We start from the raw sequence: 17058 nt of genomic DNA on the forward strand, positions 1-17058 counted from the left end.
AACTCTTTTCGCGCCCGTCAAGTGGTCTGCTATCAACCGCCATATTGGCAGGATCCTGTCGTCCAATTCCACGGTATCCAATCACCGACCACAGCCAGTTTCGGTGACAGGATTTCGTACCAATGTCTCGAGAGAAAACCGTCTTCAAGACCACATGTCCGCGCGACTGTTATGATGCCTGCGGCATATCGGTTTTGGTCCGCGAAGGTGCTGCCCCGAAGGTCATGGGTGACAAGGATCACCACGTCAGCATGGGCGGTCTCTGCGGAAAATGTGCGCTGGCATACAACGGGGTGTACCTCGATGCCTCGAAGAGGCTGACGCAACCGCTGCGCCGCACCGGCTCAAAGGGAAGCGGAAGTTTCGAGCGCGTGAGCTGGGAAGAAGCCCTCCAGGATATCGCCGGCCGCCTAAAAGAAATCGCTGGCACGAAAGGCTCTAGCTCGATCTATCACACGCACTACACCGGCACGGTCTCGATGCTGGCGGGATGGTTCCCGATACGCTTCTTCAACCGGCTCGGCGCGACGGAAGTCGATCCGGATACGGTCTGCAATAAGGCAGGACATGTCGTTCTTGGCGACATGTTCGGGACGTCATTGACGGGGTTCGATCCCGAGCAACTGGCGAACGCCAAAACACTGATGGTTTGGGGCGCGAACCCATCCCACAGCGCCCCGCACATGCATTCGCGTTGGATCAAGAAATCCGACGCGCAGATTATCGTTGTCGATCCTATCGCACATGACACCGCGAAGGCCGCCAGCCTGCACCTGCAGCTACGGCCAGGAACGGACGCGGCCTTGGCATTCGGAATGCTGCACGTCCTAAAGGCCGCAAACCTTCTCGACCAGGAGTTCATCGCACGGCATGTGACCGGTTTCGACGCTGTCGAGCACGAGATCAACAGCGCAACCTTGGAACGAACGTCTTCGCTCACTGGCATCCCGGCGGACAAAATCGAAAAGGCGGCGCTGCTGTTCGGATCCGGACCATCCCTGTTGTGGCTCGGCCAGGGCGTGCAGCGTCAGCCCCAAGGCGGAAACATCTTTCGTTCTTTGGCACTGTTGTCGGTCGGATGCGGCCACCTCGGAAAACCGGGGGCCGGGTTCTGCTACATGAACGGGCCCGAGACGCGGGGCGTCGATATGAGCTTTCTTATCGGCGCAGAGCTACGACCCGACGATGGGCTGTCCGTTAGCCATATTGACCTGGCGGACCACCTCGCAGATGCGGATAAGGTGTCGGCCCTATTTACGTGGAACAATAACATCGCGGCTTCGAGCCCGAACCAATCCAAGGTGAAAAAAGCCCTCGAACGTGAGGATCTCCTCACGGTCGTGACCGACATCTTCATGACGGATACCGCCGTCTACGCGGACTATGTCCTGCCGGCCGCGAGCTTTCTGGAATTCGACGATATCGTATTCCCGTATTTCCATCACACGGTTTCGGCCCAGACCAAAGCCGTTGAACCGATGGGAGAAGCGTTGCCCAACCAGGAAATTTTCCGCCGCCTCGCCAAGGCGATGGGATACGAGGACGATGCGCTTTACGAGAGTGATCGCAGCATGATCGATCGCTTGCTCTGTCAAACGTCCTTCAACGGTACTTTTGACGACCTCAAGGCAATTGGAACTGCGCGTTTGTTCGCAACGCCGAAAGTTCAGTTCGAGGAGCTGAAATTCGCGACGCCGTCGGGACGCATCGAGATCACGAGCGAGCGCCTGGCGGCATCCGGTCATCCGTTGGTGCCCTTTGCGCACGCCGATCCAGCACCGGCGTCGGGGAAGTTGCGCGTGCTATCGCCAGCGTCCAAGTGGCTAATGAACTCGAGCTACGGAAACGACGAGCGAATTCGCGCCCGAATAGGGGAGCCCAAGGTCTATCTCAATCGAGGCGACGTGGAGACCCGTGGCTTTGTCGATGGAGATACCGTGACGCTCGCCACATCGGCCGGGCGATTGACGCTTCGGGTTGCGATTTCCGAAGACGTCCCGCCTGGTGTGGCACTGGTCCATAAGGGACATTGGCCACGTCATGCGGGCGATGCGTCTAACGTCAACGTGCTCAATCCGGGACTTCGCACCGATATTGCCGACAGCACCGCCGTTCACGGCGTTGAAGCGGAGCTCATGCGCGCATGACACCCAGATGCGAAACGGACGTGCTGATCGTTGGCGCGGGTCCGGTTGGTCTATTCAGCGTCTTCGCTTGCGGCCAGCTCGGAATGCGTTGTCACGTCGTCGATGCTCTCTCCGAACCTGGAGGGCAATGCCTGGCCCTCTACCCAGAAAAACCAATCTACGATATCCCGGGTTTTCCCAAGGTGAGGGCTCGAGAGCTGGTTGCACGCCTAAAGGAACAGGCTGAGCCGTTCTCGCCGACGTTTCACCTCGACACATTGGCGTGCGGGCTGCGACGTGAAGCCGGAAAGCTTATTGTCCGCACCACGCGCGATAACGAAATTTATGCGGGGGCCATTGTCGTCGCCGCTGGAGCGGGAGCATTTGGTCCGAACCGCCCGCCGCTTGAGGGGATCGAAAACCTGGAGGGCAAATCCGTTCACTATTGGGTGACCGATCCTCAAGCTTTCCGAGGAAAACATGTCGTCATCGCGGGTGGAGGTGATAGCGCTATCGATTGGGCGATCGTGCTATCCCAGATTTGCGCCTCGCTCACTCTCGTCCACAGACGACAGAAGTTCCGCGCAGCGCCTGCGTCTCTAGCTGCTTTGTCTCAACTGGTGGATCGCGGCTCTGTTAAGCTGCGAACGCCCTATCAGCTCGACCGGCTGGGTATCGTCTCTGGACGCCTGGATCACATCGACATTGTTGACCTCGACGGCAGCCGAGAGTCGCTCTCAGCCGAGATCCTTCTCCCCTTCTTCGGGCTTTCGTCGGATTTGAGCGCCTTATCTGGCTTCGGCATCACGACTGCAAACAACGGCATTCCGATCGACCCACTGACGGCATCAACGAATGCACCGGGCATTTTTGCCGTCGGCGATGTTGCGACCTATCCGAACAAGGAAAAACTGCTCGTCACCGGCTTTGCCGAAGCCGCGACCGCGGCCAGATCGGCCTTCGCGTTTGCTTTTCCCGATCGCCCTTATCATTTCCAGCATTCGACGGACCGTGGCGCGCCGTCCTTGGAAGGGAGCATGGTCTGACAATGAAGATCTTGGTCTTACAGCACGTGGATTGCGAGCATCCGGGTATCCTGCGCGACTTCATGCGTGCGGACGGTCTAACCTGGGAGACCGTGGAACTCGACCAGGGTCAAACCATCCCAGACGTCGCCGCCTACGACCTCATGATCGTGATGGGCGGACCACAAGATGTTTGGCAAGAAGACGAATTCTCCTGGTTGAAGCCTGAGAAGCAAGCTATCCGGCGTTTCGTTGTCGACCTTAACCGACCGTTTCTCGGAATTTGCCTGGGCCATCAGTTGCTGGCTGAGGCGCTCGGCGGAACAGTCGGTCCCGCGCGTGCGCCGGAGGTTGGCGTACTGACCGTCAACAAGACAGAGGATGGAAAACACGATCCAGTTCTTGGAAGCCTGTCTGACCCGATAACGGTTCTTCAGTGGCATGGCGCGGAAGTCGTTTCCCTTCCGCCTGGAACTGTAGCCCTCGCTTCGTCTGATACGTGCGCGATCCAAGCATTTCGTTATGGCGACCATGCCTATGGGTTCCAGTTCCACGTCGAGCTAACGGAGCAAACGGTCAGGGACTGGGCTTCGATTCCAGCTTACAGCTCTGCACTCGACCGAGCATTGGGGCCTGGCTCCGCTACGCGCCTTGAAACCCAAGTGAACAGCCGCCTCGCTCATTTCAATCAGGACGCTCGGAGCGTCTATGACGGGTTCATGGCGCGCGCCCGCAACGCCATGGAGAATGCGCAATGACAGAGATCGAGATCTTCGTCGAGAGCGACAGCGGTTTACCCCCATCGACTATGTCATGCCAGTCGGGCGTTAGCCTCATGGAGGCGTTACGCAGCGCCGGTCATCCGATTGAAGCCGCATGCGGCGGCTCACTCGCCTGTGCCACTTGCCATGTAATCCTCTCTAAAGAGGATTTCGCGAAAGTCGGCGACGTAAGCGAAGACGAGGAGGATATGCTTGACCAGGCATTCGGAGTAACGCGTACGTCGCGGCTAGCGTGCCAGATCATGCTCTCACCAGAATTGTCGCCGCTTCGTGTCCGGCTGCCAAGCCGACCTTGACAGCAAGAGGAGTCGCCGTAGGAGGATCCGCGTGCTGTTGTTCCTCCTACGCCACTTCAGCCAGCGTAGCTTCGAGACGTCCCGCGAAGAGACGTATTTCTTCATCGGTAACAATCAGCGGCGGCAGAACACGCGTAACGTTATCGCCCGCCGGAATTGTCAGCACCTTTCCGCGAGCACGCAGCGCGTCAACAATTTCCTGAGACGTCCGGGTGGTCTTGATGCCCAGCATCAGTCCGCGACCACGAATTTCGACAATCAAGCTTGGAAAGCGTGCGGCAACGTCCACTAGCAATTCGCGCAGAAGATTGCCTTTGCGCCGCACTTCGGCGAGCAGGAGCTCATCGTCCACGACATCGAAAACCGCATTTGCTACAGCGACAGCCAGTGGATTTCCGCCAAACGTCGAACCGTGCGATCCTGGCATCATGCCTCGTGAAGCCTCACGAGTGGCGAGGCAGGTTCCGATCGGGAAACCGCCACCCATACCCTTGGGTAGACTCATGATGTCAGGCACAACACCGGTCTCTTGATGCGCCAATAGAAAACCAGTCCGCCCCATGCCGCACTGGATCTCATCAAAGATAAGAAGGAGGCCGTGTTCGTCACAGAGCTCGCGCAGCTGGTGCAGGAAGGTGTGCGTCACGGGCCTGATGCCGCTCTCCCCCTGTATAGGTTCAATCATGATGGCCGCAGTCTGCGGCCCAATCCGGCTGCGAACGGCCTCGATGTCTTCGAGCCGGCACTGGTCAAAGCCGTCGACGACCGGGCCGAAACCCTCGAGATATTTTGGGTTACCGCCGGCAGCCATCGTGGCGAGGGTTCGGCCATGGAACGCACCTTCAAAGGTGACAATCCGCCAGCGCTCGGGACGGCCACAAGCATGCTGATAGCGGCGCGCAATCTTGATCGCGCATTCGTTAGCCTCCGCCCCAGAATTGGCAAAGAACACGACATCGGCGAAACATGCCGCCGTCATTCGCTCGGCAAGCCGTTCGCTATCGCGTATGCGATAGACGTTCGATAGGTGCCACAGTTTACGGCCCTGATGCTCAAGCGCTGCGACAAGGCGGGGATGAGAGTAGCCGAGCGAATTAACAGCGATGCCCGCACCAAAATCCAAATAGCGCTCTCCATCCACTGTCGTCAGCCACGCTCCTTCACCATGCTCGAAGAGCATAGTGGCGGGCTGAAACACCGGAAGAAGCGCATCGCTCATTCTTAGACCTCTAGAAAATCGCGGCCGCCTACGCGGAAGAAAAATTCATACTTTGAATACTCACTACAACGACAGCGATCATGCGAGTTCGTAAAACGTAAGCAGAAGCTCCGACGCGAACATCAGCACGATAAGCAAGCGGCGAAACTGATTGGTATCGAGGCAACGGAATAGAAAAATACCGACCTGCGACCCGACCAACGTACCCGGCAGCGCAAGGGCAATTAGAAGCAAAGTTTCCGGCGAGTAGAGCCCCTGCCATGCGAAGCACAGCATCGTGATCCCGAGCACGGCCACGTTGTAGGGCTGCAGCACGGCTCGGGTTTCAGCCTTAGGCCAAGGGCGCATTGCGCACCACATTGTCGGCAATGCACCGGAGAGGGAAACGGATCCCCCAAGAATGCCGCCCAGAAACCCCACAATCGTGTCCGCAATAGGCGTAGGCCTCTCGAACTGCGGCAAAGACCGACGTAGCGTAAAGAATCCGCCATAGAGGATCAGGAATACTGCGATCGTCAATTTCAGAATCGCGGCACTTACGACTGTAAGCAAGGTTACACCCACCGGCACCCCGATAAGCGCTGGCACAACAAACCGGGCAAGGCGCGGAAGATTGCCCTCGATCTCTTTTCTCACGATCCACAGACCTTGCAGGCCGCTGATGACTGACATTACCACGACGATGGCAACCGCCTGCGGCGCAGGCATGATCTGAAGCCAGATCCCCAGTGCGAAGAGAGCTGTCCCAAAGCCGGCGAGCCCATTGATGAAACCGCCCGCCAACGCGCCGGCCACCAGGGTGACTACATAACCCAACGTCATGTCCGCTCCAGGCACGGCTTCAATTACAAATTAAAGAGTCCCGTCGCGCCTAGTGGCAGTGGCTAGCGCTTCCGGCCATTCAACCGAGAAGAAGATCGCTGCCACAGTGCTATGCGCCATCATTCGGCCGGGAGCCTACCGGCCGTAGAGGGAACGGCTCGCTTTGGGGGTAACTTTCCATTCAAAACCATGTAGGCAAACAGCCCAATAACCAGTCCCCAAAACGCGCCGCCGACGCCGAGCATGTTGATGTTTGCAGCCGACGCTAGAAAGGTGATCAGCGCGGCCTCGCGCGAGGTCGGGTCTGCCATCGCACTGGCGAGACTACCTCCAATCGTGCCGAGCAACGCCAGTCCTGCCAGCGTGGTGATGAAAGTTGCGGGGAACGCCATGAAGACGGCGGCGAGTGTCACGCCGAACACGCCGACAAGCACATAGAACACTCCTGCCGCGATGCCGCCGATCCAGCGTTTGGACGGATCCTCATGTGCCTCCGGACCCGTTGCGATTGCCGCCGTTATAGCGGCAACATTGAAGGCATGTGAACCGAACGGGGCCATGACAAGAGAGCCGAGCCCTGTGACGGTTACTATGGGATTGGCGCTAGTCTTGAAGCCATCGTTGCGCAAAACCAACATGCCCGGCATGTACTGCCCGGATAGTGTGATCAGGAATAACGGCAGCGCAACGCTGAGAAGAGCATTCAGAGAAAATTCCGGCATCGTGAAGACCGGCGTGGCAAGCTTCAGTTGCAGGCCAGCGAGATCGACACGATTCTGCGCTAGCAGGAAGAGAAGGCCGATCAGCAGGATTCCGACCACGGCATAGCGAGCCGTGAACCGTTTCAGAAGAACGTAGGCGACGATCAATAATCCGACCAAAAATGGATCCACGGTCGCACCACCGAACGCCCCGATGCCGAACTGCAAAAGGATTCCTGCGAGCAAAGCCGAGGCGATGCCGTGCGGGATCATGCGGACTACCTTTTCGAAGTATCCGGAAATCCCGAGGGCAACGAAGGCCGTCGCCGAGATGATGTAGGCGCCGACGGCTTCAGCGTAGGGTGTAGTCGCGAGTGCGGTCACCAAAAAAGCGGCTCCCGGTGTGGACCAGGCGGTGATGATCGGCTCGCGATAGCGCCAACTCAGGATCAATCCTGTCAATCCCACGCCGATCGAGACAGACCACATCCAAGAAGCCGTCAACTCTGGGCTGAGACCGGCAACCCGCGCAGCCTGAAACACCAGAATGAAAGTACCGCCATAGTTGACGATGACAGAGACGAGACCCGCGACGATGGGGCTGGCGAGGTCATTCAACTGGATGATCGAAGATGAGGGACGTGAAGGCATAGTCGTGACGTGACTCCTAGAAGCACAGCTTGACGCCTACGGCAGCCGGGGAAGCTATCCCAGGAATGGACCGCCTATACCTGCCTCTTTGGCGACAACTATCAGGCCATTATGGGGGAATGAAATGGGACTCTTAAGTAGCGGCTGTCGATATTCAGGCATGCGCTAACGCCAGAGCAAAACTCGACATCGCGCAATTGGCCTGAATGCTCATGAGCAAGTGGATGGCTGGTTGTGGCGACCGCCGTGATAAGGAGAGATCCGACGCAAGCTGCCGAGACGGGTGCGACCGCACAGATACGAGATGTTATGGCTCCCTCCCCTCCAATTGCCAAAGCGCGGGAATATGTTTCGACATGACCGCTTCTCTTAAAGTCGCTCTGTCTGCCGCGGATGCCGCGCGCTTCGGAAGCGATCCCTTAAAACGGTTTGAAACGAGCCTGATAGCCGTGAGGGAACGCATCGCTGCGGCGTGCCTTCGCAGCGAACGCAGTCCCGACGATGTGCGTCTTCTGCCGGTCACCAAGACGGTGCCTCCTCATATCCTGAGATATGCCTTCGCTACTGGCATCCAGAATTTCGGGGAAAACAAACTACAAGAGGCGCGCAAAAAGAACGCTGCTCTCTCCGATCTGCCCGTCCGCTGGAGCATCATCGGACATCTTCAGACTAACAAGGTGAAGCACCTCGTGCGCTTCGCGTCGGAGTTCCATGCCCTCGACAGCATCCGCCTCGCTCACGAATTGAACTGCCGCCTGGAATCCCTTGACCGCGATCTAGACGTATTCGTTCAGGTCAACACCTCAGGCGAGACCAGCAAGTATGGACTTCATCCGTCTGAGGTGATCCCGTTCGCCCAGCGTCTCCACGAATTTCCAAGGCTGAAACCTCAAGGGCTCATGACGCTCGCAATGTTCAGCACCGATACCAACCGGGTGAGAACCTGCTTCGGCTTGTTACGGGACCTGCGAGATCGCGTCGTCGCCTTTCATTCTGACCTTAGCCGACTATCGATGGGCATGTCCGGAGACTTCGAAATCGCCATTGAGGAGGGCGCAAATGTAGTTCGTGTCGGTCAAGCTATCTTCGGCCCACGGCCGGAAAGCGATGCGCATTATTGGCCCGGACTTTTTTCCAATCCCGAGTCTTCAAGACAACGCGAAAATGCATGAATGGACGAACATACGTATCGAAGCGTCGAGACTGTACACCTGTCGCGTTCGTGAGCATTCCGCCTTAATCCGTTCGAAGCAGTCATTTCGTCTCAAGTCACGTGGCCCGTGCAAAACTGACAGATCATGATATATCAGCGCGTGTGCCTGCCTTTCCCGGGCGCACGGCGACGGCCAGTCGTTTGGCCCTGTTGAAGGCTTTGTCGGTGGCCATGAAACGTTGCAGCATGGGACCGATGAGCTTGACGGGATCAGGCGGCGCGGCCTCTCCCGTCGCTTTGGCTAGGATCGCGGCATAGGCGTCCAGTTCGCGAGGGACGCTGTCGTCGAGTTGCGTCGTGACTTTGACTGGCCGGTCGTCGAGCAGAGCAGAGAGCTTCAGCTTCGTCATGTCGGGTTCTTGGCTCCGTAGACCTTCATCACGAGATCGCGATTGACGATGACCCGGACCGGGAAGCCCGGCCGGACGGTCAAGGTCGGCTGAATGTTGAGCTGCCGACGCACAAGCTGGCGACCGATATCGGATGCCGAATCCTGCGTGCTTTCGCGGATGGCGCGGGCAATCTCGCTCTCGCCGTCGACGGAGAGTTCGGTGCCGATACCGAGCACGGTGGAGAGCAGAGCAGCCTTGAAGAGCTGTCCCCAATGATAGTCCACCTCGTCCTCGAGGCCGGAGAAACCCGCCGTGTCGGCGCCTTGCAGACGTTCCAACACGATTGAGGTGCCGTCCGGCATGACGACGCGATTCCACACCAGCAGCACCCGCGACTGTCCAAAGACAATCTGGCTGTCGTATTGGCCGATGAGGCGAGCGCCTTGTGGGATGAGCAGGTGTGCGCCACTAGGCGTATCGTAGACGTTTTCCGTCACCTGCGCGGTGATCTGGCCCGGCAGGTCGGACTTGATGCCAGTGATCAACGCGGCCGCGATCACTGTGCCGGCCTGCACGACATACGGCGACGCCTTGTCCTGCGCGCGATCGGCGCTGACCGTGCGCCGGTCGGTGATGGCATTGACGAACGCGAGCTTGCGGTCCTGCATGTTCTGCGCCGCACCGGCATCGAGCGGTGGCGGTTCCAACGCCAGCGTCAGCCCGCCGGTCGCGTCGGCCGGAGGCGCCGTCGTTCCGGATGGCAACGCCTCGGCGGGTTTTTCGCCACGGCTGGGGGTGAACAGCTTGGCGAGGCGGGCGGCCTCGCTCTCTGCGAGACGGCGTTGCTCCTCCGGATCGGCGCGCGGCGTCTGCATGGCCGGCGGAATAACCGGCTTTCCTTTCGCCTGCGCCTGCATGATGGGACGTCCGAGATCACCTGGCAGCGCCGGGCCGAGCTTGGGGATACCCGTGTAGTCCTTGGGCAACCCGGCCAACCCGTCGGCCGGCGTGCGGTTGTCGACGTTGTAAAGCTCGGCGGACGGCGTGGCGCTGCGCCGGTTGCCATCGAGCGCCCAGATGAGGGCGCCTAAGACAACGATCGACACACCGCCCCCGAGCCCGACCAGGACTTTGCGCGACAGTCGCGTGATCTGTGGCGGTTCCGGCCGCAAGCGCAGTTCGGCCTTGAGATCTGTTTCCGAAGGGCGCGATGTCATTGGAAGAGCCCTGCGCTGTGCTGCGACGGCCGCCCGTCGGTGCGGACGATACGGACGCGCTTTTCAGAGTCCTCGTCGCCAAGGCGAAGCTCGGCGGCGGCAAACATCCGATCGACGACGTAGTAGTTCTGCCGCGCGCGATAGTTGACGAGTTCGGAGCCGCCGGCGGGGCCGATGACGAACAGCGGCGGCATCTCGCCCTGGTCGATGCGCTTCGGGAACTCGATATAGACCTTTGACCCGTCATCGAAGGCGCGCAGCGGCCTCCACGGCGCCGCGTCGCCCTCGATCACGTACCGGAAATTCAGCTTCGAGATGTCGATGCCGGTGGCAACCGGCTGCATCTCCGCGGCACGTGCGTTCTGCTGGCGTAAGGCGACCAACTGATCGAGCGGATATTGCCAGGACACCGACGCCATGTATGTCTTCTCGGTGGAGCGCAGCTCGAGATGATAGGTACGCAGGTTGGTATTGATGACGAGGTTGGTTTGCAGATCCGGACGGGTTGGCTTGACCAGGATATGAACCTGGCTGTTCGGTGCGGCGCCGCTGACGGTATCGCCGATAATCCAGCGCACAGTGTCACCGGCGGCGACAGGGCCGGAGCCAACGAGCTGCTCTCCGGGTTGCAGCGCAATGTCGGTCACCTGACCCGGCGCGGCATAAACCTGATAGAGAGCGCCCGCCGCGAACGGATAGACCTGCACGGCATTGATGAATCCGTTGCGAATAGGCTGCACCCTTGCCGCGGCGTTGGCCTGCGTGATGCGCGCCTTCGGATCGGTGGGCTCGGGCTTTGCCTTGCTCGTCTCGACCGGCTTCAACTGCCCGGGCAAGGGCAGCGGCTTCGGCAATTCGACGATCTGGACAGGCGCAGCAGGCTCGGCGGCGAGCAGCGCAGGCAACGCATCGTCGTATTGGATGCCCGGCGGGATATAGTCCACCGCGCATCCTGCGAGGGCCGTCGCGCCCAGGAGTAGACCGATCCGCAGGGCGCTCGTGCCCCAACGGTGTTCGCCGTGTCTGTGTCGTGCCATGTGTACCCCCTGCATTATCCCATCTCCCGTGACCAGTTGATTGCGTTGACGAACACGCCCAGCGGATTGGCACGCAACTTGTCGGCCGTGCGTGGCTGTTGGATCACCACCGTCAGAATCGAGGTCCAACGATCGGTGGCGGACAGCTGACTGTTCTCGAAGCGCCGTTCCGTCCACGCGACGCGGAACGAGTCCGGTGAGGCACGGATGACGCTGGAGATCTCGACGGCAATCTGCTGCTTGCCGACTTTGGTGAAGGGATCGTTGGCGCGCGCATAGTCGTTGAGGGCGAGGGCACCGCGATCGGTCGTGAATTCGTAAGCGCGCAACCAGTTCTGGCGCACAATGACGGGATCGGCGGCGATGCTGCGCACATGCTCGATGAAGCGCGCCAGGTGCCAGGCGATCTGCGGATCGGTCGGCTTGTAGTCGGCGACTGCCGGTGCGACCGCTTGCGCCTCACCGAACTTGTCAATCTGAATGACCCAGGGAACGACGGTGCCGCGCGTCGATTGCCAGGCGAGGGCCGCTGCGAAGCCGCCGGCGATGGCCAACGAGCCGAAGGCCATCAGCCGCCAGTTGCGGGCCTGGACGCGGGCGGAGCCGATACGGTCGTCCCAGGCTTGCGCCGCGCGCTGGTAAGGGGTTTCGGGATGGGGCGTGCGTGCGTACCGCACGGACGGTCGCTTGAAGAGGTTCATCGGTGATCATCCTGCTTGAGAGAAACGGACATGGCCCCGCCACCGTGGTCGCCGCCACGAATGGTGTGTGCGGCAACACTGGCGCCGTGCTGCATGGTGGCGGTACGCTTGGCACGGTTGGCCCAGGCGGGCGCTGCGCTGTCGGCTTCGCCCACGCCTGCAAAAGACAGATCGTTGGCGGCGGCCTGACTGCCGATAGGCGGTTGACCGCCAGTGGCGGTCCATGCGGCTGCGCGCCCGGCGGCATGGCTGTCGCGCAAAGAGTCCGCCGCGCTGGACATGCCCTCGCGGATGGGCTGTGCGACGGCACCAGCACCGGCCCGTGCGACGCCACCGAGACCGGTGGCTACGGCGCGCATACCGCTTTGGCCGGAGGTTGCGGCGGCGAGGTCGTAGACGGCCGATATGCTGCCCGCGAGATGCGCGCCGCTACGCGCGGCTGCGGCTGTCATATGGCCGCCCGTCTCGACGGCACTCGTGGCACCGCTGAGGGCTGAGCGCGCGCCCATGTAACCAGCGACGCCGAGCCCGGTGGCCGCCAAGCCGGTACCAACGACAGCGCCGGCCCCGAGTTGAGGTGCACCTGAGACGAGCCCGGTCGCGATCCCCGGTCCGAAGATCGAAAGGCCCATGAGCGACAGCGCACCGAGCACCAACGCGAGCGCATCAGTAATGGTCGGCTGATCGGAGAACCCGGTCGTGAACTCGCTGAACAGTCCGGAACCGATGCCGACGATGACGGCGAGCACGAGGATCTTCACGCCGGAGGCGACGATGTTGCCGAGCACCTTCTCTGCGAGGAACGCGGTCTTGTTGAAGAGCGCGAAGGGGATGAGCACGAAGCCTGCCAGCGTGGTCAGCTTGAACTCGATGAGAGTGACGAAGATCTGGACCGCGAGGATGAAGAAGGCGACCAGCACGATAGCCCAGGCGATCATGAGCACCATGATCTGGATGAAATTCTCGAAGAAGGCGATGTAGCCCATGAGATCGCCGGCGGCCTCGAGGATCGGAGTGCCGGCATCGATCCCGACCTGGGCGACGCGCCCGGGCTGGAGAAGCTCGGCACCGGAGAGCGCCGAACCGCCGGCCTTCAGGCCAAGCCCGGAGAAGCTCTCGAAGACTACATGGGCGAGCCGATTGAAGTTGCCGATGAGGAAGGCAAAGAAACCGATGTAGAGGGTTTTCTTGATCAGCCGCTGGAGCACATCCTCGTCGGCGCCCCAAGCCCAGAACAGACCGGCGAGCGTGATGTCGATGACGATCAGGGCCGACGTGAGGAACGCGATCTCGCCGCCAAGCAGGCCGAAGCCAGAATCGATGTACGAGGTGAAGGTTTCGAGGAAGCGATCGATGACGCCGGTGCTGTTCATGGCGACGTGCCTTTGTTTTGGCTGGTGGCCGCATTCGGTGGTGGGATCGTATGGGCGTCCGGCTGTCCGGTTGCGATGAAACGACGGCGGTGATGGGCCCAAGCCTTGCGGCACGCGTCGTCGTCGATAGCCTGCACGCCGATGTCGCGGCAGCGGTGCAGCTCGCTCACCGCGGGCTCGCCGCCCGGATGTCGGAGGTCAGGGGCGCTGTCTGTCTCCGTGCCGTCGCGCACCGTCATGACCGCTGCCATCATGGCGACGGCGAGGGAGAGAACGGCAATCACCCGGGCGGCGATCTGGATTGTCATGTTCCGGCGCTCAGTCATGGAACATGCGGACGGTCGAGCCGCTGTAGCCGGTTCCGTTGAGGAAGCGGCGGAACTGCGCGCGGGCTTGCTCCTGTGCGGCCGCCTGACGGGCCTTCTCGAGAGCTTCTGCGCGACCCTGGACGGCCAGCATGGCGGTGAGATCGGCCATCTGCCGGGTCTGAACGGCGACGAGCTGGTTGCCCGCCTGTGTGACCTGCAGCATGCCCACGGACGACTGGCTGGCATCGATTAACGCGGTCGTCTGCGCGCGCGTACCGTCGATATTGTTCACGGCAACGGCCCCGGCCTTGAGCACGTGCTCGAAGGAGGCCACCGAGGTCTGCCAGCGTTCACGCGCGCTCTCGACGAGCTCGGCGCCGGTTTTGTCGGCGGCGAAGTCGGTGTAGGTGGCGGCGAACTCCTGATCGATGCTCTCGACACTATAGGCGAGCGACTGGGCCTCGCCGAGCAGGTTGCGCATCTCGGAGAAGTTTCCGTCGATCTGGCCGACGAGCGATGTCGGCAGGCTGGTCAGGTTCTTGGCCTGGTTGATCAGCATCTGCGCCTCGTTTGCGAGCGAGGTGATCTGATGGTTGATCTGCTCGAGCGAGCGCGCCGCCGTCAGCAAGTTCTGGCTGTAGTTCGTGGGATCGAACACGGTGAGGGCCGTGGCCGAGGTTGACATCAATGCAATGGCGACAACGCTGGCGAGGAGCTTGCAGCGCAACCGCTCTGCGCAGGGGACGTGCGTCATGAATGAACCTCCGTATCTGTCAGGGTGAAGGGGAATGGGAGCTCTGACGCCGGTGGTGGCGCGATGCGATTGCTGAGGTCAGGGACGAGCTCGGCGGCCCAGCGAAGGCCGTTGGTCTCGAGCCAGGCTTCGAGGAAGTAGGTGTAGGCGCCGCTGCCCAGCAGCTCGTCGATCTGCGCATGGGCACTCTTCGAGGAGGACGCACAGAGGGCGAGCGCGATATGGCCAAGACCAAGCTCGAACAGGCGATTGCCGCGCCGGCTTTGGCAGTAGTAGTCACGCTTTGGCGTTGCGCGCGCGAGGATCTCGATCTGGCGCGCGTTGAGGCCGAACCGCTCGTAAACGGTGGCGATCTGCGGCTCGAGCGCGCGCTCATTGGCGAGGAAGATGCGCGTCGGGCAGCTCTCGATCAGGGTCGGCGCAATCGCCGAGCTGTGAATGTCTGACAACGACTGGGAGGCGAAGACGACGGCAACATTCTTCTTCCGAAGCGTTTTCAGCCACTCCTTGATCTTTCCGGCGAAGTCGCCGTCATCGAGCGCCCGCCATCCTTCATCGATGACGAGCAGGGTTGGCCGCCCATCGAAGCGGGCCTCGATACGGTGGAAGAGATAGGCGAGCACCGCGGGCGCCGCGCCGGTTCCGATCAGACCCTCGGTCTCGAAGGCTTGCACGGAGGCCAAGCCCAGTCGCTCCTGCTCTGCATCGAGCAGACGGCCGTGCGCACCGCCGATGCAGTACGGACGCAGCGCCTGCTTTAGCGTATTGTGCTGCAGTAGAACGGTCAGGCCGGTGAGCGTGCGCTCTTCGACCGGAGCCGACGCCAGAGAGGACAAAGCTGTCCAGAGATGCTCCTTGACGTCAGGCGTGATGGTGACACCCTCGCGTACAAGGCAATCGGCGAGCCAGTCGGCTGCCCAGGCGCGCTCGGCGATTTCGTGTATCCCGGCGAGCGGTTGCAGCGCGACAGACAGCGCATCGGCCTGATCGGTTAGGGATCCTCCGAGATCCTGCCAATCGCCGTTCATGGCGAGCGTGGCGGCACGGATCGAGCCGCCGAAGTCGAAGACGAAGACCTGCGCGCGCTCGTAGCGGCGGAACTGCAGCGCCATCAGTGCCAGCAGCACGCTTTTGCCGGCGCCAGTTGGTCCCACCACCATCGTGTGCCCGACGTCGCCCACATGCAGAGCAAAGCGGAACGGCGTCGCGCCTTCGGTCTTGGCGTAGAAGAGGGGTGGCGCGCCCAGGTGTTCGTCGCGGGCCGGACCGGCCCAGACCGCGGAGAGCGGCATCATATGCGCAAGGTTGATCGTGCTGATCGGCGGCTGGCGCACATTGGCGTAGGCGTGGCCGGGAAGGCTACCGAGCCAGGCTTCGAGGGCGTTGACGCCCTCGATGATGCAGGTCATGTCGCGTGATTGGATGACCTTCTCGACAAGCCGCAACTTCTCGCTGGCGATCGCCGGATCTGTATCCCACACCGTCACCGTTGCGGTAACGTAAGCTTCCCCAACCTGATCAGAGCCGAGATCCTGCAGCGCGGCATCGGCATCGGCCGCCTTGTTGGCGGCGTCGCTATCGACGAGGACGGCGGGCTCGTTGGTGAGTACCTCCTTGAGGATCGCCGCGATGGACTTGCGCTTGCTAAACCACTGCCGGCGGATCTTGCTCACGAGGCGGGTGGCGTCGATCTTGTCGAGCATGATCGCCCGCGTCGACCAGCGATACATGAACGCCAGTCTGTTGAGATCGTCGAGGACGCCGGGAAAGGTTGTCGTCGAGAATCCGACGATGGTCAGCGTGCGCAGATGGGCGTCCCCCAGACGCGGTTCCAGACCGCCGGCAAGCGGCTGATCCGCGAGCAGCGCGTCGAGGTACATGGGCGTGTCCGGTACGCGGACGCGCTGGCGGTTGGTCGAGACGGTAGCGTGCAGGTAAGTCAGCGTCTCCGCGTCGTCGAGCCATTCAGCCTCGGGCATGAAGCCCTCGATGAGCTTCAGGACGCGATCGGTGCGATCGACGAAGCTTTTGAGTAGCTCCCACGGATCGATGCCGCGGGCTGCGCGGCCCTCATAGAGCCATCCTTCGAGACGCGAAGCGTCCTCGGCCGGCGGCAACCACACGAAGGTCAAGAAATAGCTGCTCTCGTAGAGGAGCCCGCTGTCCTCGAACTGCTCGCGCCGCTCGACATCGACCAGTGAGGACGCGTTGTCCGGAAAGCGACTCCTCGGATAGTCAGTGGCGGGATTGCGCTGCGCTTCGACAAAGACGGCCCAGCCAGAACCGAGGCGCCGCAGAGCATTGTTGAGGCGAGCGGTCGTGCTGACCAGTTCGGCCGGCGTCGCACTGTCCAGGTCCGGCCCACGAAAACGCGCGGTGCGCTGGAACGATCCGTCCTTGTTGAGCACGATGCCGGGGGCGATCAGCGCCGCCCAAGGCAGAAAATCGGCGAGGCCAGTGCTCTTCTTACGATATTCGCTGAGATTCATCATGAGCCTGCC

At 61.2% G+C, this 17058-nt stretch carries 16 protein-coding genes; 5 read left to right on the plus strand and 11 right to left on the minus strand.

All coding sequences use genetic code 11. From position 1 onward, the window contains the following. Positions 1 to 122 precede the first annotated feature (122 nt). From V7082_RS05660 to V7082_RS05675, 4 genes are read left to right on the plus strand one after another with little or no spacing between them, the layout of a single operon-like run. The gene (locus V7082_RS05660) at positions 123 to 2147 is read left to right on the plus strand and encodes a molybdopterin-containing oxidoreductase family protein (RefSeq protein WP_334146642.1); all 2025 of its coding nucleotides are present in this window, start codon (positions 123 to 125) and stop codon (positions 2145 to 2147) included. A 20-nt stretch (positions 2148 to 2167) separates the two neighbouring features. Beyond that, a complete protein-coding gene (locus V7082_RS05665; RefSeq protein WP_334146643.1) occupies positions 2168 to 3172 on the plus strand; it encodes an NAD(P)/FAD-dependent oxidoreductase in 1005 nt (334 codons plus the stop codon). A gap of 2 nt (positions 3173 to 3174) precedes the next feature. Next, on the plus strand, positions 3175 to 3909 hold the full coding sequence (locus V7082_RS05670) for a type 1 glutamine amidotransferase (RefSeq protein WP_334146644.1): 735 nt from the start codon (positions 3175 to 3177) through the stop codon (positions 3907 to 3909). Further along, positions 3906 to 4229 carry a 2Fe-2S iron-sulfur cluster-binding protein gene (locus tag V7082_RS05675; protein WP_334146645.1) on the plus strand — a complete coding sequence of 108 codons (324 nt, stop codon included), beginning with the start codon at positions 3906 to 3908 and terminating at the stop codon, positions 4227 to 4229. The genes V7082_RS05670 and V7082_RS05675 overlap by 4 nt, the downstream gene beginning before the upstream one ends. 46 nt (positions 4230 to 4275) lie before the next feature. Here V7082_RS05675 and V7082_RS05680 read toward each other — a convergent pair whose 3' ends face one another. The 3 genes from V7082_RS05680 to V7082_RS05690 all read right to left on the minus strand — a co-directional run bounded on the left by V7082_RS05680 (position 4276) and on the right by V7082_RS05690 (position 7622). Beyond that, the gene (locus V7082_RS05680; RefSeq protein WP_334146646.1) at positions 4276 to 5448 is read right to left on the minus strand and encodes an aspartate aminotransferase family protein; all 1173 of its coding nucleotides are present in this window, start codon (positions 5446 to 5448) and stop codon (positions 4276 to 4278) included. Positions 5449 to 5526: 78 nt separating this feature from the next. Continuing rightward, complete coding sequence (locus V7082_RS05685; RefSeq protein WP_334146647.1) at positions 5527 to 6270, minus strand: sulfite exporter TauE/SafE family protein; 744 nt, start codon at positions 6268 to 6270, stop codon at positions 5527 to 5529. A 119-nt stretch (positions 6271 to 6389) separates the two neighbouring features. Beyond that, entirely contained in the window at positions 6390 to 7622 is a 1233-nt protein-coding gene (locus tag V7082_RS05690) for a benzoate/H(+) symporter BenE family transporter (RefSeq protein ID WP_334146648.1), read from the minus strand. 356 nt (positions 7623 to 7978) lie between these two features. Between V7082_RS05690 and V7082_RS05695 the strand changes: the two genes are divergently transcribed. Continuing rightward, complete coding sequence (locus V7082_RS05695; RefSeq protein WP_334146649.1) at positions 7979 to 8794, plus strand: YggS family pyridoxal phosphate-dependent enzyme; 816 nt, start codon at positions 7979 to 7981, stop codon at positions 8792 to 8794. Between the two features lie 124 nt (positions 8795 to 8918). Here V7082_RS05695 and V7082_RS05700 read toward each other — a convergent pair whose 3' ends face one another. Genes V7082_RS05700 through trbE form a run of 8 tightly spaced genes read right to left on the minus strand, consistent with a single transcriptional unit; the run spans position 8919 to position 17049 of the window. Then, complete coding sequence (locus V7082_RS05700) at positions 8919 to 9185, minus strand: DUF2274 domain-containing protein (RefSeq protein ID WP_334146650.1); 267 nt, start codon at positions 9183 to 9185, stop codon at positions 8919 to 8921. Beyond that, positions 9182 to 10384 (minus strand): TrbI/VirB10 family protein, encoded by a 1203-nt coding sequence (locus V7082_RS05705; protein ID WP_334146651.1) that lies wholly within the window; start codon positions 10382 to 10384, stop codon positions 9182 to 9184. The genes V7082_RS05700 and V7082_RS05705 overlap by 4 nt, the downstream gene beginning before the upstream one ends. Further along, a complete protein-coding gene (gene trbG, locus V7082_RS05710; RefSeq protein ID WP_334146652.1) occupies positions 10381 to 11421 on the minus strand; it encodes a P-type conjugative transfer protein TrbG in 1041 nt (346 codons plus the stop codon). The genes V7082_RS05705 and trbG overlap by 4 nt, the downstream gene beginning before the upstream one ends. 14 nt (positions 11422 to 11435) lie before the next feature. Then, positions 11436 to 12122 (minus strand): conjugal transfer protein TrbF, encoded by a 687-nt coding sequence (gene trbF / locus V7082_RS05715; protein WP_334146653.1) that lies wholly within the window; start codon positions 12120 to 12122, stop codon positions 11436 to 11438. Continuing rightward, positions 12119 to 13495, minus strand: coding sequence for a P-type conjugative transfer protein TrbL (trbL, locus tag V7082_RS05720; RefSeq protein ID WP_334146654.1), 1377 nt, complete (start codon positions 13493 to 13495; stop codon positions 12119 to 12121). The genes trbF and trbL overlap by 4 nt, the downstream gene beginning before the upstream one ends. Beyond that, positions 13492 to 13803, minus strand: a complete 312-nt coding sequence (gene trbK-alt / locus V7082_RS05725; protein WP_334146655.1) for a putative entry exclusion protein TrbK-alt — start codon at positions 13801 to 13803, stop codon at positions 13492 to 13494. The genes trbL and trbK-alt overlap by 4 nt, the downstream gene beginning before the upstream one ends. A 10-nt stretch (positions 13804 to 13813) precedes the next feature. After that, entirely contained in the window at positions 13814 to 14557 is a 744-nt protein-coding gene (trbJ, locus tag V7082_RS05730) for a P-type conjugative transfer protein TrbJ (protein ID WP_334146656.1), read from the minus strand. Next, complete coding sequence (trbE, locus tag V7082_RS05735; protein WP_334146658.1) at positions 14554 to 17049, minus strand: conjugal transfer protein TrbE; 2496 nt, start codon at positions 17047 to 17049, stop codon at positions 14554 to 14556. The genes trbJ and trbE overlap by 4 nt, the downstream gene beginning before the upstream one ends. Positions 17050 to 17058 lie beyond the last annotated feature (9 nt).

It is taken from the genome of Hyphomicrobium sp. (assembly GCF_036833075.1).
GTDB lineage: Bacteria > Pseudomonadota > Alphaproteobacteria > Rhizobiales > Hyphomicrobiaceae > Hyphomicrobium_C.